The organism is Campylobacter sp. US25a (assembly GCF_004379075.1).
Classification (GTDB): Bacteria; Campylobacterota; Campylobacteria; order Campylobacterales; family Campylobacteraceae; genus Campylobacter_D; species Campylobacter_D jejuni.
On record NZ_RYYM01000001.1, the window covers coordinates 191,522 to 213,088 of the forward strand.

A 21,567-nucleotide genomic window follows, 5' to 3' on the forward strand; every position below is an offset into this window, starting at 1 on the left:
ATAAGGCTAAAAAGGGTAAAATAAAACTATAAAAACTTTGAAAGGACGAAATTGTGAAATTGTTAGTTGTTGATGACAGTTCTACTATGAGAAGGATTATTAAAAATACCCTAACAAGACTTGGACACGATGATGTTTTAGAAGCCGAGCATGGCGTTGAGGCTTGGGATTTATTAACTAAAAATGAAGATGTAAAAGTTTTAATTACAGATTGGAATATGCCAGAAATGAATGGCTTGGAGTTGGTAAAAAAAGTAAGAGCAGAGAAAAAATATGAAGATATGCCTATTATCATGGTTACAACTGAGGGCGGAAAAGCTGAAGTGATTACTGCTTTAAAAGCTGGCGTAAATAACTATATTGTAAAACCTTTTACTCCACAAGTTTTAAAAGAAAAGCTTGAAGATGTTTTAGGAATAGGAAGTGGAGAAGGTACAGCTGAGTAAAGGCTGATTTTTAAAATTCTAAATGCAAAAAAAATATTACGAATTGTTCTTTATCGTAGAAGAGCAGTATAAAAATTTATTTCTTGATTTTGCTTTTGATTTAGGTATAGAAGCTATAGAAGAGAAAGATAATGGTGTTTATATTAGATCCCATGAGAGTTTAGAAGAGCTTTCATGGGCACTTGAAATATTTGCTCAAAAACTTACAACTACTTTCAATTTAAACCATAAAATTATTTCTAATTTAAGTCTTGTAGAGAAAGAAAACAAGGACTGGATACAAGAATATAAAAACGGCATAAAACCTATTTTAGTGGATAATGTTTATATCCATACCACTTGGCAAGAAGAAAAAAAGAATTATATAAATATAAAGATTAATCCAGCCTTAGCCTTTGGCTCAGGACATCATGAAAGCACATATTCTTGTGTAAAATTTTTACAAAAATTTTCTAAAAGTAAATTAAGAGCCTTAGATCTTGGTTGCGGTAGTGGAATTTTAGGTATTATCATGGCAAAGTTTGGCTGTAATGTTGAAATTTGTGATACTGATGAGTTGGCTATTGATAGTTCTTTGGAAAATGCAAGATTAAATGATGTCGATTTTCATAAGACTTGGTGTGGATCTATAGATAAAGCAAATGGTTTATATAACCTAATTGTTGCAAATATCATTGCAGATGTGATTTTAATTTTAGAAAAAGATATTAAAAACCATTTAGAAGATAATGCTATACTTATTTTGTCAGGAATTTTAGATAAATATTCAACAAGAATTAAAGAAAAATTTCAAGATTTAGAACTCATTGATGAAATGCAAATCAATGAGTGGTGTAGTTTTGTATATAAAAACAATAAAAAGGATAAGTAATGAATAATAATACCCCAAATAATAAGGGTAATCCGCAGGGTAATAATTTTTTTAACAAAAATCCCATTTTTATTTTTGCGATTTTTGCAATTGTAATGATAATTATTTTTAAGGGATTTTTTGATGGCAATGGTTCTTTTGGTGGGGCATTGAATGGTAATGAAGTAAATAAAAATGTCCCTTATTCTGAGTTAAAAAAGCTTATTGAAAGTGGACAAATCAATCAAGTTAGTATAGGACAAACAACAATCAAAGCAATTTCAAGCTCTCACAATACTGTTTATACAGCAAAAAAAGTTAACGATCCTGAGCTTGTGAGTTTACTAGATAGTAAAAATATCGCTTATGGTGCCTATTCTGAAACAAATTGGTTTACGGACATACTTTTTTCATGGGTTTTGCCAGTATTTATTTTCTTTGGTATTTGGATGTTTTTGGCAAGTCGTATGCAAAAAAATATGGGAAGTTCTATATTGGGTATAGGAAGTTCTAAGAAGCTTGTAAATTCAGAAAAACCTAAAGTAAAATTTAGCGATGTAGCTGGTGTTGAAGAAGCTAAAGAAGAAGTAAAAGAAATTGTAGATTTTTTAAAGTATCCTGAAAGATATATTAAATTGGGAGCGAAAATTCCAAAAGGACTTTTGCTTGTTGGACCTCCAGGTACAGGAAAAACTTTGCTTGCAAAAGCAGTTGCAGGTGAAGCTGATGTGCCGTTTTTTAGTGTTTCAGGTTCGTCTTTTATAGAAATGTTTGTGGGTGTAGGTGCTTCTCGTGTGAGAGATTTGTTTGAAAATGCAAAAAAAGAAGCTCCTGCTATTGTTTTTATTGATGAAATAGATGCTATAGGTAAAAGTCGTGCGGCAAGTGGCATGATGGGTGGAAACGATGAAAGAGAGCAAACTTTAAATCAGCTTTTGGCTGAAATGGATGGCTTTGGGACAGAAAGTTCTCCAGTCATTGTTTTAGCAGCAACAAATCGCCCAGAAGTTTTAGATGCAGCGCTTTTAAGACCAGGAAGGTTTGATAGACAAGTTTTAGTTGATAAACCTGATTTTAAAGGTAGGTGTGATATTTTAAAAGTGCACATGAAAGATGTAAAAATCTCCCCAAAAGTTAAGGTAGAAGACATAGCACGCTTAACCGCAGGGCTTGCAGGAGCTGATCTTGCAAATATTATTAATGAAGCGGCACTTTTAGCGGGTAGGGATTCTAAAAAATATGTAGAACAAAATGATTTAGTTGAAGCTGTTGAAAGAGCTATAGCAGGACTTGAGAAGAAATCACGTCGTATTAATGAAAAAGAAAAGAAAATTGTTACTTATCATGAATGCGGTCATGCTTTAATCGCTGAAACTACCAAAGGTGCAAAACGTGTAAGTAAGGTTTCTGTGATTCCGCGTGGTCTTGCGGCTTTAGGTTATACTTTAAATACTCCTGAGGAAAATAAATTTTTAATGCAAAAACATGAACTTATCGCTGAAGTAGATGTACTTTTAGGTGGTCGTGCAGCTGAAGAAGTGTTTATAGGTGAAATTTCAACGGGTGCAAGTAATGATTTAGAAAGAGCAACCGATATCATAAAAGCTATGATTTCTATGTATGGTATGAGTGAAATTGCAGGACTTATGGTGCTTGAAAAACAAAGAAATACTTTCTTAAGTGGTGGACAAACCATAAAAGATTATTCTGAAAAGATGGCAGAATCTTTAGATGATTATGTAAAGAAAACCTTAGATGAACGCTATAAAGATGTTAAAGATACTTTAAATACTTATAAAGGAGCGATTGAGACTATGGTTGCAGCCCTTTATGAAGAAGAAACTATTGAAGGTACTAAAGTGCGCGAGATTATTAAAGAGTTTGAGGATCAAAATAGTCTACCAAGTCGTTTACAAGAACTTGAAGAAGTTAAAACTGAAGTTAAAGTAGAAGAATGAAAGATTTTATTGCAAAAGATGGATATTTAAGTCTTATTATTTTAAGCTTGATTTTTATTTTTGTGTGGATTTTTTATTCTTTTTCCATCTTGCTATTAACATTAATTGTAATTTGTATTTTTCTTTTTAGAGTGCCTAAAAGAGAACTTGTTTGTAGTGATGAAAAAGCTATTTTTGCACCTATAGATGGTAGGGTTACTAAAATAGAAAATATTCATCATAAAGATTTGGGTGAATGTGTTGAAATTACTATTAAAAATGCTCTTTATGATGCTGGAAATTTTAATACACCTTTTGCAATGACTATAACAGATATTCGTTTACGACATGGCCTTTTTTTGTGCAGTGAATTAAAATCTGCAAAAATGATGAATCAAAGAGTTTTTATTTTGGCAAAAGTTAAAGAGAATAAAACGATAGCTTTGCGAATCTATGCAGGTTCTTTTGATAGAAAATTAAAGCTCGATAATATTTCTCATGATTTAAAAGCAGGAGATAGAATGGGTTTTTTAATTAATGGCTCTATAAGTTTACTTTTACCAAAAGATACTAGAATTCATATAGGCTTAAATGATGAAATTAAAGCAGGTTCATTGTTAGGCTATTTTGCGTAAGGAAAAATAATGAATAACAGACCGCAATTAATTTATATTTTACCCAATCTTTTTACAGCTGCTTCAGCTTTTTTAGGGGTTATTTCTATTATAGCTTCAATACATGGAAATTATTATACAGCTTTGATTTATATTATTTTATCTTTGATTTGCGATGGGCTTGATGGCCGTGTTGCAAGACTTACAAATTCTACTTCAAAATTTGGAGTAGAATTTGATTCTTTAGCCGATCTAGTAGCTTTTGGAGTTGCTCCAGCGGTTCTTTTTTATATGGCTATAGGTTATGATTTTGGAAAACTTGGATCTTTGATTACGGCTTTTTTTGTGGTTTTTGGAGCCATTCGTTTGGCGAGATTTAATGTTACCACGGGTACTTATGAACCTTCTGTTTTTATAGGTCTTCCTATACCTACTGCAGCAGTTGTGAGTGCTATATGGACTTATGCGTTTATCAGTTATGATTTTTTAAAGCCTTATGGTGTAGTTTTTTTGGTGCTTCAAGCAATTTTAGGGCTTTTAATGGTAAGTAATATACGCTATCCCAGCTTTAAAAAGCTTGATTTTAATCGTTCTAGCGTTTTAAAAGTTTTGATTATTTTAATTATAATATTTTCATTTTTATATCTTTACCCCCTTGAAAGTTTAGTAATTTTAGCAAGCTTGTATGTGCTTTATGGAATTATTCGGGTTTTATATACCATTATTGTTTCAAAATTTAAGATAAGAAATCAAGAGTAAAATTTTTCAATGACTTCGCATTCTTCTTGAGTAAAACCAGCTTTGATTCTTGCCTGAATGTTAAGTTTTTTTCCTGCAAGAGAGAATTGTTTAAATGTTTTGCAAAGTTCGATAAAATCATACTTGTTTTGATTTGAAAATTTCCACCAAGTATCTCCTTTTTTAACGTGTTTTATTTCATCATTAAGTATAATTTCAAGATATTCCATTAAAAGATTTTTAATGGAGTGATTGGAGCTTTCAAGTTTTTGAACAACAAAGGGGTTGGCATCAAGCCCTTTAGCTTCTAAACCTCTATGAACTACTCCCATTCTAAAGCTTAAAGAGTCTTTTGTAGCTTCTAGAGCAGATTCTAAATTATCATGCACTGGAAAATCTCCATATTTGTAACCAAGTTCTTCAAGTACTGAATTTAAAAGTTTGAAATGTTTAATTTCCTCATCTGCTACCTCCAGCCAATCGTAATAAAATTGCAAAGGTAGATTTTTAAAGCGATAACTAGCATCTAAAGCTAGGTTAATTGCATTAAATTCTATATGAGCGACTGAATGAATTATTTTAGCAAGCGCATGAGTTGAATTGACAAATTTAGGTCTTCTTATACGCGTAGGATGAAGTAAGGTAATTTGTTGTGATGTATTTTTTTTGAAAATGCTTTGATTCTCGTGATTAAAAATAAATTTGTGGCTTTTAAAGTCTTCATAAAAATTTTGAAAAGAGTGAAATTTTATATTTGTATTTTTTTCATATAAAATATTTTGAAGCTCTTGAAAAAATTCTTTTTGCATTTAAAACTTTCTTGAAAATTATAAAAATTTATCATTTAAAATTGAAATTTTAATTATATAATATAAAAATTATTTTACAAGGGTAGATCATGAAAGAATTAAATGAAGAAGAAAAAAAAGTAATTTTAAATAAAGGAACAGAAGCTCCTTTTAGTGGGAAATATAATGATTTTTATGAAAAAGGAATTTATCAATGCAAGCAATGTGGAGCTTCGCTTTATAAATCCGAAGATAAATTTAAATCAGGTTGTGGATGGCCTAGCTTTGATGATGAAATAAGAGGAGCTATTAAAAGAATTCCTGATAAAGATGGGATTAGAACCGAGATTGTGTGTGCAAACTGCAATGGACATTTAGGTCATGTTTTTGAAGGAGAGGGGTTTTCTGCTAAAAATGTAAGACATTGTGTAAATTCTATTTCTTTGGAATTTGTAAAAACTAAGGATTGATAATGTTTTCTAGTATGGGTTCTGAGCTTTATTTGATATTTTTTGCTGCAATTACTTTACTTGCCATCTTAAATCCTTTTGGTAATTTAACTCAATTTTTGGCTATGAGTGATGGATTGCCTTTAATGCTTCGGAAAAAACTTTTTAGAACTATTGTCTATACAGCTTTTACTATAGTTTTGGTATTTTTATTATCAGGACCTTTATTTATGAACTATATTTTTAGAGTTTCATTAGATGATTTAAGGGTTTCTGGTGGTTTGGTTCTTATTGTAATGGCTATTAAAAATTTACTTTTTTCAACAAAAATTGTAACTAAGGATTTTAGTTCTTATCAGGATATGGATGATAAGGAAATTTTAAGACAGAGTTTAATACCTATGGCATTTCCTATGCTTGTTGGACCTGGAACTTTAGCTAGTATTGTCGTTATAGCCGAAGATGGTGGGCTTGATGTTGCTCTTGGCGGAGTAATGATAGCTTTTATATTTATGTTTGTACTTTTTCATTTTGCAGCTACTATAGAAAAAATAGTTGGAAAATTGATTTTACATGTTTTTTCTCGCATAGCACAAGTGTTTATTGCTGCTATGGGATTTAAGATGATTATTGTAGGTTTAAAGGATATATTTAACTTATAAATTAATATAATTTTAAGTAAATAATACTATATAAATATGATATAATTTTAAAATAATTTATTATTAAAAAGGTGAGTTTTATGTTTGGTGCTAAGAAAAATAATACTGAAATAATTGAACAACTTGAAAAAAAGTGCAATGGTTTAGGAGATATTTTAAGATCTATTGGGAATACCATGGCGGTAATTGAATTTACCACCGATGGCGTTATTTTAGAGGCAAATCAAAATTTTTTAACAACTATGAAATACTCCCTTTCAGAGATCAAGGGCAAGCATCATAGTATGTTTTGTTTGCCTGAAGTTGTTAATTCTTCAGCATATAGTGATTTTTGGAAAGATTTAAGAGATGGAAAAGCTAGAAGTGGTCTTTTTAGACGTATAGCTAAGGGAGGGATAGATGTTTATTTAGAAGCAAATTATCTTCCAATTAGTGATAATAATGGTCATGTTTATAAAATTATTAAATTTGCCAATGATATAACTCAAAGACATTATGAAATGCTTGATCTTAGAAATACTATTGCTGCTGCTAATCGTTCTATGGCTATTATTGAATTTAAACCTGATGGGACTATTATTACGGCTAATGAAAATTTTTTAAGAACTATGGATTTTAATATTGATGAGATTAAAGGAAAGCATCATAGTATGTTCTGTGATTCTAATTATAGACACTCTAAGGACTATGTTCAATTTTGGGAAGATTTAAGAGAGGGCAAATTTCAATCAGGTAAATATATAAGATACGGAAGAAATAATAAAAAAGTATACCTTGAAGCAAGTTATAATCCGGTTAAAAATGATGATGGGAAAATTTACAAGGTTATTAAATTTGCTACAGATATAAGCGAACAAGTTAAAAAAGATCAAGAAAAACTTCGCCTCATAAGCGAACTTGCAGAAAAAAATGATAATCTTACTCAAGATGGAGATCGTGTAATTGAAAACACTGTTTCAAATGTTCAGAATATTGCTGATATGATGTCTCAAAGTTCAAATCTTGTTTCTTCATTAAATCAACAATCAGATGAAATTAAATCTATTATTCAGACTATTAGTGATATTGCTGATCAGACTAATCTGCTTGCTTTAAATGCTGCTATTGAGGCAGCGCGTGCTGGTGAACATGGTAGAGGTTTTGCTGTTGTTGCTGATGAAGTAAGAAATTTAGCCGAAAGAACAGGGCATTCAGTTAATGAAATTACCACTACGATTAATTCTATTCGTAATGTTACATCACAAGTGGTTGAGAGTATTAAAAGCGGTTTAGAGGATGTTAATCAGAGTGTTGAACTTGCAAAAGAAGCAAGAGAATGTATGGAGAAAATTCGTGAAAGCTCTGCTGAAGTTGCTAAAGCAATGTCATAAGCGTGATTTTCACGCTTATTTTTTAAGTAATTAAATCTTTAAAATTTTTAAAACCACTTTCTTGATTGCATTTTTCTTTTAAAATATTTAAAAATTCTTTCCTAGAAATATTATGAGCACCCATAAATTCTAAATGTTGGTTATAAACTTGACAATCTATGATAAAATCATAAGGTTTTAATAAATCACAAAGTTTAATCATGGCAACTTTAGATGCATTTTTTTTAATGCTTACCATACTTTCACCAAAGAAAACCTTGCCTAAAATTAAACCATAAATTCCACCTATAAGTTCATTATTTTCATAAAGTTCAAGGCTATGCGCATAGCCTTGGGTAAATAACTTATAATAAGTGGTAATAAATTCATCATCTATCCAGCTTTGAGAGCGTGTATCGCGACATAATGTAATTAATTTTAAAAAATCATAATCAAGTTTAATTTGATAGAGATTAATAAATTTTTTCATATTTTTTTGGATGTGAATTTGATTTGGAATTAAAATGCATCTAGGATCTGGACACCACCAAGTTACAGGTTTACTTGTCCATGGGAATAGACCAAAAGTATAAGCTTTTACAATAAAATCAGCTTCTAAATTTTGACTTAAAAATACAGGAGCATTTTTAGGTGCATTGAGTAATTTAGAATATAAATTCGAGCTTTCCATTTTTACCAAGTTTGATTTTAGCTATACCGCCTTTTTTAAGCTTTCCGAATAAAATTTCATCACTGATTTTTTCTCCTATCTCCTCAGAAATTATGCGTTTTAAAAGCCTTACTCCAAATTCTTTATTATAGGCTTTTTTAGCTAAATAAATTTTAGCTTTATCATCCGCTGATAATTTTATATTATTTAAATTTTTAGAAATTTCATCAAGTTCTTTTTCGATAATTTTAACAAGTATAGCATCGTTTAAATCATTAAAATGTAAAATTTTATCAATGCGATTAATAAATTCTGGAGCAAAAAAGTCTTTGATAGCACGATTACTTTTTTCTTCATTTTTACTTAAAAAACCAAGCTCATTGCTTTCTTTAAGTCCTAGATTGGATGTCATAATAATGATTGTATTTTTAAAATCTACTTTAAGACCGCTATTGTCGGTGAGTTCAGCATTGTCAAAAATCTGTAAAAAGGTATTACTTAAATCAGGATGAGCCTTTTCTATTTCGTCAAAAAGAACAAGACTGAAAGGATTTTTGCGGATAGCATTGCTTAAAAGTCCACCCTCTTCAAAACCTATATATCCAGCTGGAGATCCTATTAGTTTACTTATAGCATGTTTTTCTGCATATTCACTCATATCAAAGCGTTCTAAATTTAAACCTAAAAATTCAGCTAAAGCTTTGCAAAGTTCTGTTTTTCCAACTCCACTTGATCCAGTAAACAAAAACACTCCGCGTGGTGTATTGGAATTTTTAAATCCTGCGAAACTTTGCTTAAGTGATGAAACAAGGCTATCTATAACTTCATCTTGGCCAAAAATTTTTGCTTTTAAATTTGCTTTTAAATTCATTAAAGCTTTATTTTGATCGAATTCAAACATTTTGTGATGGTGGGTCATTTTTGCTAAAACATTTTCTAAATCTTTTAAATTGGCATTTTTTTTAGCTTTTGGATTTAAAGCAAAAGAAGCACCAAGTTCATCGACCAGATCTATAGCACAATCAGGTAAAAATTTATCATTAAAAAATTTTTTACCCCAAATTACAGCATATTGAAGAATTTCATCGTTTAATTTTATATGATGAAATTCTTCATATTTGTTTTTTAATCCTTTCAGAATTTGCAAGCTTTCTTCTTGGCTTGGTTCATCTACATTTATTTTAGCAAAACGGCGACTTAGGGGTTTATTTTTATCAAAAGTATTTTTATATTCCATAAAAGTTGTTGCACCTATGCATTTTAAAGTTCCATTACTTAGAGCCGGTTTTAAAAGATTGGAAAAATCAGTATGAGATTCTCCTGTATTTCCAGCTCCTACTATAGTGTGAATTTCATCAATAAATAAAATAGCATTGGGTATTTTCTCAAGTTCATTTAAAATTTCTTTAATTCTTTTCTCAAAATCTCCACGGTATTTTGTTCCCGCAAGTATACTAGCCATATCAAGACTAAAAATTTTTGCATTTTGTAAGTTTTTAGGCACCTTTTTTTCCGCAATAGCCAATGCTAATCCTTCTACAATGGCCGTTTTACCAACTCCTGCCTCTCCTACTAAAATAGGATTATTTTTTTTGCGACGTGAAAGAATTTGCATCATTCTTTCAAGTTCAAATTTTCTTCCTATTAAAGGATCAATCTTGCCATTTTGAGCTAAAAGTGTTAAATCACTTGTGTGGTTGCTTAAATTTTGTATATTTTCATGATTTTGAAGTTCTTGAATTTTGTTAAGATTTATGTTGTGTTTTTTTAAGAGATAGCTAGAATAACTTCTTGAATCCTGTATGAGCTTTTCTAAAAAATCTATAATTTTAATTTCATTATTTTTATTTTTAAGTGAAAGTAAGATTTCATCTAAAACAACAGATATTGTAGGTTCTATTTCTTGTTTAATAATTTGATTGTTTTGAGAAATGTAATTTTTTAATTCAGTTTCTAGAAGTTCAAGATCTCCATCTGAAAATTCTTCAAATATATCCTTAAAATCAGTGCTTAGTTTTAGTAATGCAAACAGTACATGCTCACAGGTAACAAATTCATGGTGGTTTATTAAGCTTAGATTTTTGGCATTATCAAGATATTTTTGTAAATTTTCTTGGTATTTCATTCTTCTTCTACCTTTGCTTGTAGTGGAAAATTAGCAAGTTTAGCCGCATCTATAACTTTTTTTTGTTTTGAAAGAGCTATTTCTTGAGTGTAAATGCCACAAATTCCAGAACCATTGTGATGAATTTCTAACATTGTTTGACTTGCTTTTTCAAGGTTTTGATGAAAAATATTCATCAAAATTTCTATGACAAAATCCATGGTTGTTACATCATCATTTAAGAGTATAACTTTATACATTTTTGGTTCACTAAGTTTTGTCTGCTCTAGAGTTTGGGTTTTTGGCATTATTTTCCTTTGTAGATTTTATTTAAATCTTCTTGCATGAGTTCTGTTGGAATTTTGCCAAGATAAAAATTTGTTGGAGTATTATTATTCCAGTAATCGCTTATTTTTTGATAAATTCCATTTTTTAAAACAACTTTAAAAGGAAGTTGCTCCATATTTTGATAGTCTATATCTTTTAAAATTTGAGCAATAATACGATCATTAGAACTGCCATTGCTTAGAAAATAGTAAGCACCATAATCATCTGCGAATTTTTTAACTGTTTCATCGCTAACATCTTCAAAATGTGTAAGTCCTATAATGATAAATTTGCTAGAATTATTTTTCCAAAGTTTGCTAAGATCTAAAGCTTCTTCTTTGCATGGGGTGCAAAAAGTGCCAAAAAAATCAAACATTAGAACTTTTCCTTCCTCTCCTTCTACCACAAAACCTTTATCTGTTCTTATTAAAGTTTTGCTTCCACCATTTACACTATTTAAGACTATTTTATCTCCTTTGTGATACTCTTCAAACATAAAATCATTTTGAATTTCTTCTTCTTTGGAGCAAGCATTAAGAAAAAATGCTAAACTTATTAAAAATAGGGTTAAAATTTTTTTCATTTAATTTCCTTTATTTATAATTTTTCATAGCAGCTCTAGCTTCTAAATCGGCTTGCTTTTTCTTTAAAGTTTCACGCTTGTCGTGTAAATTTTTCCCTTTAGCTAAAGCAAGAGTGGCTTTTACTTTATTTTTCGTGTTAAAATAAAGATCTAATGCAACGATAGTATATCCTTCTATACTTACTTTACCTAATAATTTATCAATTTGCTTTCTATGTATTAAAAGCTTTCTAGCGCCTCTTTCTTCGTGTTTATAGAAAGAATGTGTAGTATGAAGTAATGAAATATGAGAATTAAGTAAAAAAATCTCATTTTTTATAATGCGAACAAAAGAGTCTTTAAGATTTGCTCTTCCTGCCCTTAAGGCTACAACTTCACTTCCTTTAAGGACAATTCCGGCTTCAAAGCGTTCTATGATGCTATAATCAAATAAAGCTTTTTTATTTCTCGCAATAATTTTCATCGATCAACCTTAAAAACACTACTACCGCTACCGCTTAGAAAAAAATCTTCTTGTAAGTAAGACTTCATTTTAGGATATAAAGTTGCACAAGGAGTAAATAAATCATTTAATTCTTTGTTTTTAAAATTTTGTAACAACTCTTTTGTGCTGAGTTTTTTGTATATTTGCGCTTGATTATTGTTTTTTTGAAAGTCAAATATTCCTCTATCAAATTCATCATAAACAGCTTTAGTTTGGCAAGATATTTGTGGAAAAGTCCATTTTAAATTAGGTATGTCATCTTCAAATTCTTCTATAATTTCGCCACAGCTACTTACATTAGCAGAGTGAAAGCCACTTAAAAAAAAGGCAATATCACTTCCTAGTTGTATGCTTAAATTTATAAGTTCTTGTAGGTTTAATTTTAAATTTAGGGTTTCATTTATTAGTAGTAAAAAACTCGCACAATCGCTACTTCCACCACCAAGCCCAGCACATACTGGGATATTTTTTGTGAGTTTTAGACTTTTTTTGCTAAATAATTCTTTTAATTCGTTATTATATCTTCTAGAAAGTAGCAAATAAGCCTTTTGAATAATATTATTTTCGCATTTAAAATTACTAATGATTTCAAATTCTTTTTTAGAATCTGATTCTTTATCAACAAGCTCAAGCTCATCAAAAACATCTTTTAAAAGTATAAATCGTGATTCTAAAAGATGATATTTTCTTGAGTCAAAACCGGTAAGTTTTAAAAAAATATTTGCTTTAGCGTAAGCTTTCATTTGATTAGTTTTTTGCTTAAGTCATCAAGTTTAATATCATTCTGAACAACAGAATGCAAATTTTCATCCTTTACTTGTTGAACAAGTTCTTTTCTAAGTATCATAAGGGATTTTGGAGCTTCTATACCTATTTTGGCATATCCTTTCCCTGTTTGAACGACTTTGATTTCTATACCTTCTCCGATAATTATACTTTCATTTTCTTTTCTTGATAATATTAACATTTTTCAACCTTATTTAGAAGATATTTTACTGTATTTTCTTTAATATTAATTATGCTAAAATATTTTTCTGTTTCAATATAATAATCTCCTTCATCATGAAATTCTAATTCTTCGACAAAAATTTTAGCACCATTTTCGAGTTTATTTAAATCCTTGATAAAATTTGGCTTTAGGTTAATGTATTTTAACACATTTAAGCTTTTCTCATTATTATAAACAAATTTGCCTTCTTTAATGCGCTCTAAAGAGCTTAAAGTCGCATTAATACCTAGTTTTCTAGCAAAAAGTTCGCAATAAGATCTTATATAAGCACCTTCACTGACTGTGATTTCAATATTTAAAAAAGGATGATTATAGCTTAAGATCTTGCAATCAAATACTTCCATTTGACAAGGTTTTAAATTTACTTCTATACCTTTTTTTGCAAGTTCATAGGCGCGAGTTCCATTGATTCTTTTGGCGCTAAATTGCGGTGGTGTATAGGAGATAATTCCTTGCATTTGATCAACGATTTGTTGTAAATTTGCAAGATCAAATTCTTTTATATTTTTAATTTCTTTTATATTTTGATCATCAAGACTTAAGGAGTAAACTCCAAGCCATAAAGTAGCTTTATAGGTTTTTGGAGTTTTTTTTAAAAAACGGAAAAGTTTTGTGTATTGTCCAAATGCAACGATTAAAATCCCTTTGGCGAAAGGATCAAGAGTGCCAGAATATCCTGCTTTTTTATTTTTATATTTTTTCTTTAAAGTGCTTAAAAAGGCATTAGAGCTCAAACCCCTTGGTTTAAAGGCTGCAAAGATCTTGTTCATACTGCTTTTTCCACAAAGCTTGCCATGATTACACGCATTATGCCGCCAAAATTAATATTAAGCTGTTCCTCTTTTCCTCTTTTATTAACTTCAACAACCCTGCCAATGCCAAAAATTTTATGTTTAACTAGATCTCCTTTACAAAAGCTAGTTTTTTGTATATTTTGATTTTTTGATTTTTCATTGATTAATTTACTTTCTTCTAAGAAGCGACTAGGATTGATATTTGCTCTTGAACCATGATAAAAACGAGAATTTGCAACACTTATTGTGAGAAATTTTTTGGCGCGAGTGATGGCAACATAAGCAAGACGGCGTTCTTCTTCGAGATTTTCTTCGCTATTTAAAGGAAAAAATCCTTCATCAAAGCCTATTATAAAAACATAATCAAATTCCAAACCTTTGCTAGCATGAATACTCATCAAGCAAACACATTCTTCATCTAAATTATCTTGATCACTTAATAAAGAAATTTCACTAAGTAGATCTTCTAAAGAAGCTTCGGGATCTTCTTTGAGTTTTTCTCTTAGATTAGCATAAAACTCATCAAGATTTCTGATTCTTTCATCTCCATCATCTTGCTCTGAAAAATAATCTTTGATTTTAAATAATTCTTCTATATTATCAAAAACCTTTTTTGCATTATCGTAGCTTTTTAGAGTGTGAATATTTTGTATAAAAATATTTGCTTCATTTTGTGCTTTTTTTGTTGTTAAAATTCCTACACCGCCATCGCTTTCACATAAGGCATCAAAAAGTGAAATTTGACGTTTTTTTGCATATTCTTCTAAATTTTTTAGGGCTTTTTCTCCTATGGATCTTTTAGGGCGATTAATAATACGCCTAAATGACAAATCATCGTTTGGATTTAAGATAAGTCTAAGATACGAGATTAAATCTTTTATTTCTAATCTTTCATAAAAACGCATACCGCTAAGCAGTTTATAAGAAATTTTTTCCTTCATAAATGCTTCTTCTATTGCTCTTGATAGTGCATTAACTCGAAATAAAACGGCGATCTCTTTAGCTTCTACTCCAGAATTTAGCAATTTTTTCACTTCTTGAGCGATATATAAACCTTCATCTTTTTCGTTTTCGTTTTTTAATATTTTAATATTTTCCCCAGTATCTTTAGTGCAGATTAAAGTTTTTCCAAGTCGTTGCTCATTGTGAGATATGAGATTATTTGCTGCTTGTAAAATAGTCCCTACTGAACGATAGTTTTGTTCAAGTTTTACAAGTTTAACATTTTTAAAATCGTTTTGAAAATTTAAAATATTTTCAATTTTTGCTCCACGCCAACTATAAATACTTTGATCATCATCACCAACAACTGTGATATTTTCATGCATACAACATAGATTTTTTAGAATTTTATATTGCAAGGTATTAGTATCTTGATACTCATCAACTGTAATGTAATTATAAAGTAAGCTTTGTTCTTTGGCAAAATTTATATCATTTTCCAAAATGAGATTGCTTAGCAATAAAAGATCATCAAAATCTACAAAATTTTGTTTTAATAAGTATTCTTCATAAGCACGGTAATAGTTGGCAAATTTGTATTCATTTTGATATTTTTCAAAATTATGTTCTTTTAGTAAATTTAAATCTTCAAAGACATTGCTTACTCTTTTGCCTTCATTTTTGCAATAAGATATGTATTTGATAATATCATAGACATTATCTTTGTTTTTATCATGGATTAAGTCTTTAATTATTTTTTTTGTATCATCTGTATCGATAACAATAAAACTATTTTTACGCTCCAATCTTTCAAAATGGAGTTTTAAAAATAAAAGTCCAAATTTATGAAAGGTGCAAAGCAAAGGATTGTGATTGCCTTGTAGAAAATTTAATGCTCTATGACGCATAACACTAGCTGCTTTATTTGTAAAAGTAAGAGTAAGAGTGTTATGCGAGGGGATGCCTACTTCACCGATAAGATAAGCAAGACGAGTAGTAATAGTTTTAGTTTTTCCACTACCTGCACCTGCTAGGATAAGCATAGCTCCATCAATGTGGCTTACTGCCTGTTTTTGACTATCATTTAAATCTTCAAATAGATTCATTTTTTGAAAATATCTTTATTTTTTGGATTATTTAAAAATATATTTTTAGATTTTTGTAAATTTTTACTATCTTCGCGTTTATAAAGGCTAAAATTAACAAATAAAATGCTATTTTCTATTTGAATTTGCGTGATAGCTCCTAAATCAACCTTTACAAAACTATCAAAATCATCATTTCCAAAACCTGCGTGAAATTGAATGAAATCTTTATTTAGTTGTATGGATTCAAAGGTGTATCCTCCAAGAGCAAAAAGAGCATAAGGATTTTGTTTAACATCAAGCTCTTTGGGAAGTTCAGGGTTAAAATCTATGAAATTTGTATTTGCAACTATAGAAAATTCTATATTTTCTTCTATAAGATGTGAAATAACTTCATAGCAATGCTTTTGCATGGTATGGATAAAATTTTCATTTTTTAAGATTGTTTCTAGCATGATTGTAACTCCATAAATTCATTGATGAGTTTTTGAATTTCTTTTATGCCTATTTCCCAAAAATCTTCATCTTCTATATCAAATCCAAACATTCCTACTAGTTCTTTTGGACTCACGCTTCCACCCAAAGAAAGCATTTTGATATAGAGTTCTTTAAAATTTTCACATTTTTTTCTTTTGTAAAGTCCATAAAGAGCTAAAACTAAAAGTTGAGCATAAGCATAAGCATAGCAGTAAAAAGGAGAATGGATAAAATGAGGAATATAACTCCACCAAGAAGCATAATTTTTTGTAAGTTTTACGCTGTCTTGAAACATCTTTTGAGATTCTTCCATCCAAATTTTATTGATTTCTTCGGTGCTAAGTTCATTTTCTTGAGCATGTAAGCGTCTTTCAAAACAAGTAAAATTAATTTGTCTATAAAAAGTTGCAAAAATATCTTCGATTTTATTTGCATATAAAGATAGGAGTTCTTCTTTTTTTAACTTATCTTTAATAAAATCAAATACGAGCATTTCAGCAAAAACTGAAGCTGTTTCTGCGGTGGTTAAAGGCGTGTTTTGATTTAAATAGCTTACATTATAAGAAAGTTTTTGATGGATGGTGTGTCCTAATTCATGTGCAAGTGTAAAAAGATCACGCCTTTTATCGGTGTAGTTTAATAAAACAAAAGGATGTGCATCAGAAGTTGCAGAATGTGAAAAAGCACCCCCTTGTTTATTTTCTTGTGGATAAACATCAATCCAGCCTTGATCAAAAGCATTTTTTGCTATATCATAAAATTGAGAAGAAAAAGCTTGAAATGCCTCTAAAACAATATTTTTACTTGTTTTAAAATCAAAACTTGCTTCTTTTCCTATGGGTGCATATCTATCATAGTCTTTAAGCTCATCATAGCCCAAAATTTGTTTTTTTCTTTTGTAAAATTGCGATACTAAGTTAAAATGTTTTTGCGCACTTGCTATCAAGGAATCAACGCTTTTTTGCGAAATTTGATTGCTGATATGTCTTGAAATTTCAGCATTTTCATAACCTCTTAATAAGCTTATATTTTTTCTTTCTGTTTTTATCATATTGATAATAAAACTTAAAAGTCTGCTATTTTTTTGCAAAACTTTACTGAATTTTTTAGCAGCTTTTTTGCGTATCTTTCTATCTTCGTCATACATTTTGCTTAGAATTTCTTCTTCGCTAAGTTTTTTACCTTCAAAAGGGATTTTTAAAGCACTCATACTTTCATCAAAAAGCCTACTAAAAGCATTTGCACCTGTATTTGAAAGATAGAGCATAATGCGTTCTTCGTTTTTGCTAAGATTATAGCGTTTGTTTTGCAATAAATTAGAAAGATAAAAATCATAATCTTTACAAAAAGTTGTAAATTCTTGACTTTTTTCAGGAGCTAACTCACAAAATTCAAGCTCGAAAAAGAGTAAATTTTCTTCTATTTTTTTGCATTCTTCTTCGTATTGTGCATAAAAAGAACCATTTTGAGTGTTTTTAGCAAAAAGTAAATAAGCATAAGTCATGATTTTGCCAAGGGCTTGATTTAAATTTTCATAATCTTTTAAAGCTTGTAAAAACTCATTAGCATTTAATGTATAAAGTTTATTTTCATAGTTTTTTTTGAAATTTAAACTTTGTTGGATTTGATCTTGTGTAAAATTTTGTAATGCTTCTTTATCGTGGAATAAAGCACTTAAATCCCATTCTAACATTTTTTATCCTTCATTTTCTAATATGAGTTTTTTAAGAACAGCCATTCTAATGGCCACTCCATTTTTAACTTGTTTTAAAACTAAAGTTCTTTCATCGCTCATCATTTCATCGCTTATGTCAATATTGCGATTTACAGGGCCTGGATGTAGTAAAATAAGCTTTTTATCTTTTGCTAAGCTTTTTTGAATACAAAAATCATTTGCATAGTCTTTAAGTGAAGCGTAAACGGTTTTATTATGTCTTTCTGTTTGTGTTCTAAGACTCATGATAATATCTGAATTTGCTATGATATTCTCATCAAGCTTATAATGTTTTTTAAGATGGGTATTAGGCATAAAATGTGGTGGAGCTACTAGGGTGATATCAAGATTAAATCTGCTTAAAAGTTCTATATTGGACGCTGCAACGCGGGAATTTTTGATATCACCTACGATGCAAATTTTCTTACCTTCGACATCGCCTTGAAAATGATTATAAATAGTGAATAAATCTAGCAAAGCTTGGGTAGGATGGGCGTGTTTTCCATCTCCTCCATTAACAACTGGACAATGCATATGCTTTGCTAATATCAAAGGAACTCCTGAGTTTGCGTGTCTTACAACAATAGCATTAGGACTCATGGCATCTAAATTAGCAGCAGTATCATAAAGAGTTTCTCCTTTGCTAGAGCTTGATCTTGAAACATCAAGGCGTAAAACCCTAGCGCCTAATCTTCTTGCAGCGCTTTCAAAAGATGAAAGGGTGCGTGTAGAGTTTTCAAAAAAAATTGTCGTGATACTTTTTCCTTTAAGAAAAGTTCTAGGTTTTTCATCTAAGAAATCACTTGCTTCTTTAAAAAGCTCCATAATTTCGACTTTATTAAAATCTTTTGTAGTGATGAGATGACGCAATACTTTTACCTTATTTGATATTGTAATTTAATTCATTTTTAGAACAAATTGCTGTAAAAAGAACATCTGTAGAACTATTTAAAGCAGTTTCAACACTATCTTGAATAACCCCTATAATAAAACCTATGGCAACTACCTTCATAGCAATATCATAGTCTATATTAAATAAAGAACAAGCCAAAGGTATAAGCAGTAAGGATCCACCCGCAACTCCGCTAGCCCCGCAAGCTGCAAAGGTGGCAATAATGCTTAATAAAAGGGCTTGCAAAAGACTGATTTCTATACCAACGGTATTGGCTGTAGTAAGACTTAAAATAGCTATAGTAACTGCCGCTCCTGCCATGTTGATAGTAGCTCCTAAAGGTATAGAAATGCCATAAAATTCTTTATCTATGCCAAGTTTGGCGCAAAGTGCCATATTAACAGGGATATTTGCCGCTGAACTTCTTGTGAAAAAAGCAAAAAATGCACTGTGTCTTAAGCAGATAAAAATCAAAGGAAAAGGATTTTTTCTTGTATAAAAAAAAACTATTAAGGCATTGATAACAAAAGTAACAAAAAGCATAGTAGCTACAAGTAAAAATAAAAGTTTTATATAGCTTAGTAAGCCTTGTGCTCCTGTTTGTGCTACAGAATTAGCCACAAGTCCAAAAATTCCAAAAGGAGCAAGTTTTACTACAAATTTAACAATTTTCAAAACCCCTTCATTGATATCTATAAAAACTTGTTTTACTTCGTTAGAGCAGTGTTTTAATGCTATGCCTCCAGCTATTGCCCAGGTTAAAATTCCTAAATAATTCCCACTTGAAAGAGCATTTATAGGATTATCGACAATTTTAAATAAAAGATCTTTAAAAATCTCACTCATGTGGGTTGGAGATGAGTTTGTAGCGGTTTGAATTCCATCTAAAACAAGCTTTACAGGAAAGAAAAAATTAGCAAGAACCGCACAAGCTGAAGCAAGAAAGGTGCCTACTATATATAAAATGATAATATTTTTGATCTTAGCACCACTTTGAGAAAAATCTTTAGTGCAAATTGAAGTTAAAATCAAAACAAAAACAAGCATAGGAGCGATAGCTTTTAAGGCACTTGTAAAAAGTATTCCGAGTAAATTTGCAATTTCAGATATTTCTTTAGAACTAATGCCTATAAGTATTCCTAGTACTATACCTATGCAAATTTGAACTATGAGGTTGCCTTTAGCGTAGCTTTGAATGATTTTAGAAAACATAAAAACCTTTTAAATATTTTTTATATCAGAAGTTGATTTTAGCTAATTTTTGCTTAATTTTAGAGAATTTTTAATTTATCAAGCTTTGATAAGTTTATTTGGATACAATTGTGGTTCATTTTAAATGAAAGGACTTTTTATGTATCTATTCACTTCAGAAGTCGTAAGTGCAGGTCATCCAGACAAGTGCGCTGATATAATCGCTGATACGATAGTGGATATACTCTTGAAAAATGACAAAAATTCAAGGGTGGCGAGTGAGGTTTTTGTCGCAGGAAATAAGGTTGTGATAGGAGGCGAAGTTAAGTCAAATCACAAACTTAGTAAAGCTGATTACGATAATTTAGTTAAAGATGTTTTAAAAAACATTGGTTATGATGGGGCAGGGCATTTTAACAAAGAGCAGTGTTTGCATCCTGATGAAGTTGATGTTATGGTGTTTTTAAATGAACAAAGCCCTGATATCAATCAAGGTGTTGATCAAGAAGATGGCGAAACAGGAGCAGGTGATCAAGGCATTATGTTTGGTTTTGCAAGTTGTGAGGCTGAAGAATACATGCCAGCAGCCATTAGCTATGCAAGAATGCTATGTGATAAAGTCTACGCTTATGCAAAAGCAAATCCACACGAACTTGGCGTGGATATTAAAACTCAAGTAACTATTGATTATGGCACTAAGGCGAATTTTGAAAATTGCAAACCGCAAAGTATTCATACTATAGTAGTTTCTGCGCCTTGTGTTGAAAGTATGAAAATAGAAGATTTAAGATCTTTGGTGATGAAACTTATCTTAGATAGTAATTTACCAAAAGAACTTTTTGATCCTAATAAGACTAGAATTTTAATCAATCCAACTGGTAAATATATTAATCATTCTTCTTTACATGATAGTGGTTTAACAGGAAGAAAACTTATAGTAGATAGTTTTGGAGGTTATTCTCCAATAGGTGGTGGCGCACAATCAAGCAAAGATTATACTAAAGTTGATAGAAGTGGACTTTATGCAGGTAGATGGCTAGCTAAAAATATAGTTGCAGCAGGGCTTGCTAAAAAATGTATTGTTCAACTTAGTTATGCTATAGGTGTTGCAAAACCTACTTCGGTAAGTGTGGATTGTATGGGCACAAATACCAGTGTAAATGATGATGTTTTAAGTGATTTTGTTATGCAAAACTTCTCTTTAACGCCAAATTGGATCCGTGATAAATTTCATCTGGATAAACCAAGTAAAGAAACTTTTCTTTATGCGGACGTAGCGGCTCGTGGGCAAGTAGGACAAAAGGACTATCCTTGGGAACAACTTGATGCTCTAGAACAGTTTAAAAAGCTGCTTTAAAAAATTAACAATATTATACAAGCTTAAATAAGGCTTGTATAATTATAAAGAATTAATGAAGTTGTATTAATTTTTGACTTAGAGGGATATTTTTCAATATCCCCC

Annotated in this window: 23 protein-coding genes; 9 read left to right on the forward strand and 14 right to left on the reverse strand. The window is 30.2% G+C overall.

From position 1 onward, the window contains the following. The first annotated feature begins 53 nt into the window (after positions 1-53). Genes ELQ12_RS00995 through pssA form a run of 5 tightly spaced genes read left to right on the forward strand, consistent with a single transcriptional unit; the run spans position 54 to position 4,606 of the window. Positions 54-446, forward strand: coding sequence for a chemotaxis response regulator CheY (locus ELQ12_RS00995; protein WP_002870513.1), 393 nt, complete (start codon positions 54-56; stop codon positions 444-446). Between the two features lie 22 nt (positions 447-468). Beyond that, entirely contained in the window at positions 469-1,317 is an 849-nt protein-coding gene (locus ELQ12_RS01000; RefSeq protein ID WP_002861833.1) for a 50S ribosomal protein L11 methyltransferase, read from the forward strand. Further along, positions 1,317-3,254, forward strand: a complete 1,938-nt coding sequence (gene ftsH, locus ELQ12_RS01005) for an ATP-dependent zinc metalloprotease FtsH (protein ID WP_052857560.1) — start codon at positions 1,317-1,319, stop codon at positions 3,252-3,254. Before ELQ12_RS01000 ends, ftsH begins: the two co-directional genes overlap by 1 nt. Then, on the forward strand, positions 3,251-3,868 hold the full coding sequence (locus ELQ12_RS01010; protein WP_070210818.1) for a phosphatidylserine decarboxylase: 618 nt from the start codon (positions 3,251-3,253) through the stop codon (positions 3,866-3,868). The genes ftsH and ELQ12_RS01010 overlap by 4 nt, the downstream gene beginning before the upstream one ends. Before the next feature lie 9 nt (positions 3,869-3,877). Next, positions 3,878-4,606: a CDP-diacylglycerol--serine O-phosphatidyltransferase gene (pssA, locus tag ELQ12_RS01015; RefSeq protein WP_002859122.1), complete on the forward strand. Its 729-nt coding sequence runs from the start codon at positions 3,878-3,880 to the stop codon at positions 4,604-4,606. Here the strand turns inward: pssA and ELQ12_RS01020 are convergent. Continuing rightward, entirely contained in the window at positions 4,597-5,394 is a 798-nt protein-coding gene (locus ELQ12_RS01020; RefSeq protein ID WP_002870517.1) for a ferritin-like domain-containing protein, read from the reverse strand. The two genes, pssA and ELQ12_RS01020, sit on opposite strands and share 10 nt — an antisense overlap. 89 nt (positions 5,395-5,483) lie before the next feature. Here ELQ12_RS01020 and ELQ12_RS01025 point away from each other — a divergent pair, with 89 nt between their 5' ends. From ELQ12_RS01025 to cetZ, 3 genes are all read left to right on the forward strand, one after another. Continuing rightward, positions 5,484-5,843, forward strand: a complete 360-nt coding sequence (locus ELQ12_RS01025) for a methionine-R-sulfoxide reductase (RefSeq protein ID WP_002861829.1) — start codon at positions 5,484-5,486, stop codon at positions 5,841-5,843. A gap of 14 nt (positions 5,844-5,857) precedes the next feature. Beyond that, on the forward strand, positions 5,858-6,484 hold the full coding sequence (locus ELQ12_RS01030) for a MarC family protein (protein ID WP_074486966.1): 627 nt from the start codon (positions 5,858-5,860) through the stop codon (positions 6,482-6,484). A gap of 80 nt (positions 6,485-6,564) precedes the next feature. Continuing rightward, complete coding sequence (gene cetZ / locus ELQ12_RS01035) at positions 6,565-7,854, forward strand: energy taxis response protein CetZ (RefSeq protein WP_002861827.1); 1,290 nt, start codon at positions 6,565-6,567, stop codon at positions 7,852-7,854. Between the two features lie 22 nt (positions 7,855-7,876). Here cetZ and aat read toward each other — a convergent pair whose 3' ends face one another. The 13 genes from aat to sstT are packed head-to-tail and all read right to left on the reverse strand — an operon-like array spanning position 7,877 to position 20,126. Next, positions 7,877-8,524: a leucyl/phenylalanyl-tRNA--protein transferase gene (gene aat, locus ELQ12_RS01040; protein ID WP_002826100.1), complete on the reverse strand. Its 648-nt coding sequence runs from the start codon at positions 8,522-8,524 to the stop codon at positions 7,877-7,879. Then, on the reverse strand, positions 8,499-10,628 hold the full coding sequence (locus ELQ12_RS01045) for an AAA family ATPase (RefSeq protein ID WP_044793935.1): 2,130 nt from the start codon (positions 10,626-10,628) through the stop codon (positions 8,499-8,501). The genes aat and ELQ12_RS01045 overlap by 26 nt, the downstream gene beginning before the upstream one ends. Next, a complete protein-coding gene (locus ELQ12_RS01050) occupies positions 10,625-10,915 on the reverse strand; it encodes an ATP-dependent Clp protease adaptor ClpS (protein ID WP_002856038.1) in 291 nt (96 codons plus the stop codon). The genes ELQ12_RS01045 and ELQ12_RS01050 overlap by 4 nt, the downstream gene beginning before the upstream one ends. Further along, a complete protein-coding gene (locus ELQ12_RS01055) occupies positions 10,915-11,517 on the reverse strand; it encodes a TlpA disulfide reductase family protein (protein WP_002888338.1) in 603 nt (200 codons plus the stop codon). The genes ELQ12_RS01050 and ELQ12_RS01055 overlap by 1 nt, the downstream gene beginning before the upstream one ends. A gap of 10 nt (positions 11,518-11,527) precedes the next feature. Then, positions 11,528-11,980, reverse strand: a complete 453-nt coding sequence (gene smpB, locus ELQ12_RS01060) for an SsrA-binding protein SmpB (RefSeq protein WP_070292685.1) — start codon at positions 11,978-11,980, stop codon at positions 11,528-11,530. Next, positions 11,977-12,744, reverse strand: coding sequence for a 4-(cytidine 5'-diphospho)-2-C-methyl-D-erythritol kinase (locus ELQ12_RS01065; RefSeq protein WP_002859130.1), 768 nt, complete (start codon positions 12,742-12,744; stop codon positions 11,977-11,979). Before ELQ12_RS01065 ends, smpB begins: the two co-directional genes overlap by 4 nt. Then, entirely contained in the window at positions 12,741-12,968 is a 228-nt protein-coding gene (gene csrA / locus ELQ12_RS01070) for a carbon storage regulator CsrA (RefSeq protein ID WP_002852854.1), read from the reverse strand. The genes ELQ12_RS01065 and csrA overlap by 4 nt, the downstream gene beginning before the upstream one ends. Beyond that, the gene (truB, locus tag ELQ12_RS01075; RefSeq protein WP_074497725.1) at positions 12,962-13,780 is read right to left on the reverse strand and encodes a tRNA pseudouridine(55) synthase TruB; all 819 of its coding nucleotides are present in this window, start codon (positions 13,778-13,780) and stop codon (positions 12,962-12,964) included. Before truB ends, csrA begins: the two co-directional genes overlap by 7 nt. Next, positions 13,777-15,852, reverse strand: coding sequence for a 3'-5' exonuclease (locus ELQ12_RS01080; RefSeq protein WP_002870523.1), 2,076 nt, complete (start codon positions 15,850-15,852; stop codon positions 13,777-13,779). The genes truB and ELQ12_RS01080 overlap by 4 nt, the downstream gene beginning before the upstream one ends. Continuing rightward, positions 15,849-16,286: a hypothetical protein gene (locus ELQ12_RS01085; RefSeq protein WP_002861821.1), complete on the reverse strand. Its 438-nt coding sequence runs from the start codon at positions 16,284-16,286 to the stop codon at positions 15,849-15,851. The genes ELQ12_RS01080 and ELQ12_RS01085 overlap by 4 nt, the downstream gene beginning before the upstream one ends. After that, positions 16,280-18,001 (reverse strand): M3 family oligoendopeptidase, encoded by a 1,722-nt coding sequence (locus ELQ12_RS01090; RefSeq protein ID WP_070242917.1) that lies wholly within the window; start codon positions 17,999-18,001, stop codon positions 16,280-16,282. Before ELQ12_RS01090 ends, ELQ12_RS01085 begins: the two co-directional genes overlap by 7 nt. Before the next feature lie 3 nt (positions 18,002-18,004). Further along, on the reverse strand, positions 18,005-18,892 hold the full coding sequence (locus ELQ12_RS01095) for an aspartate carbamoyltransferase catalytic subunit (protein WP_134264510.1): 888 nt from the start codon (positions 18,890-18,892) through the stop codon (positions 18,005-18,007). A gap of 10 nt (positions 18,893-18,902) precedes the next feature. Continuing rightward, entirely contained in the window at positions 18,903-20,126 is a 1,224-nt protein-coding gene (sstT, locus tag ELQ12_RS01100; protein WP_044780199.1) for a serine/threonine transporter SstT, read from the reverse strand. A gap of 139 nt (positions 20,127-20,265) precedes the next feature. Here sstT and metK point away from each other — a divergent pair, with 139 nt between their 5' ends. Then, positions 20,266-21,462: a methionine adenosyltransferase gene (metK, locus tag ELQ12_RS01105; RefSeq protein ID WP_002861817.1), complete on the forward strand. Its 1,197-nt coding sequence runs from the start codon at positions 20,266-20,268 to the stop codon at positions 21,460-21,462. Positions 21,463-21,567: the final 105 nt, after the last annotated feature.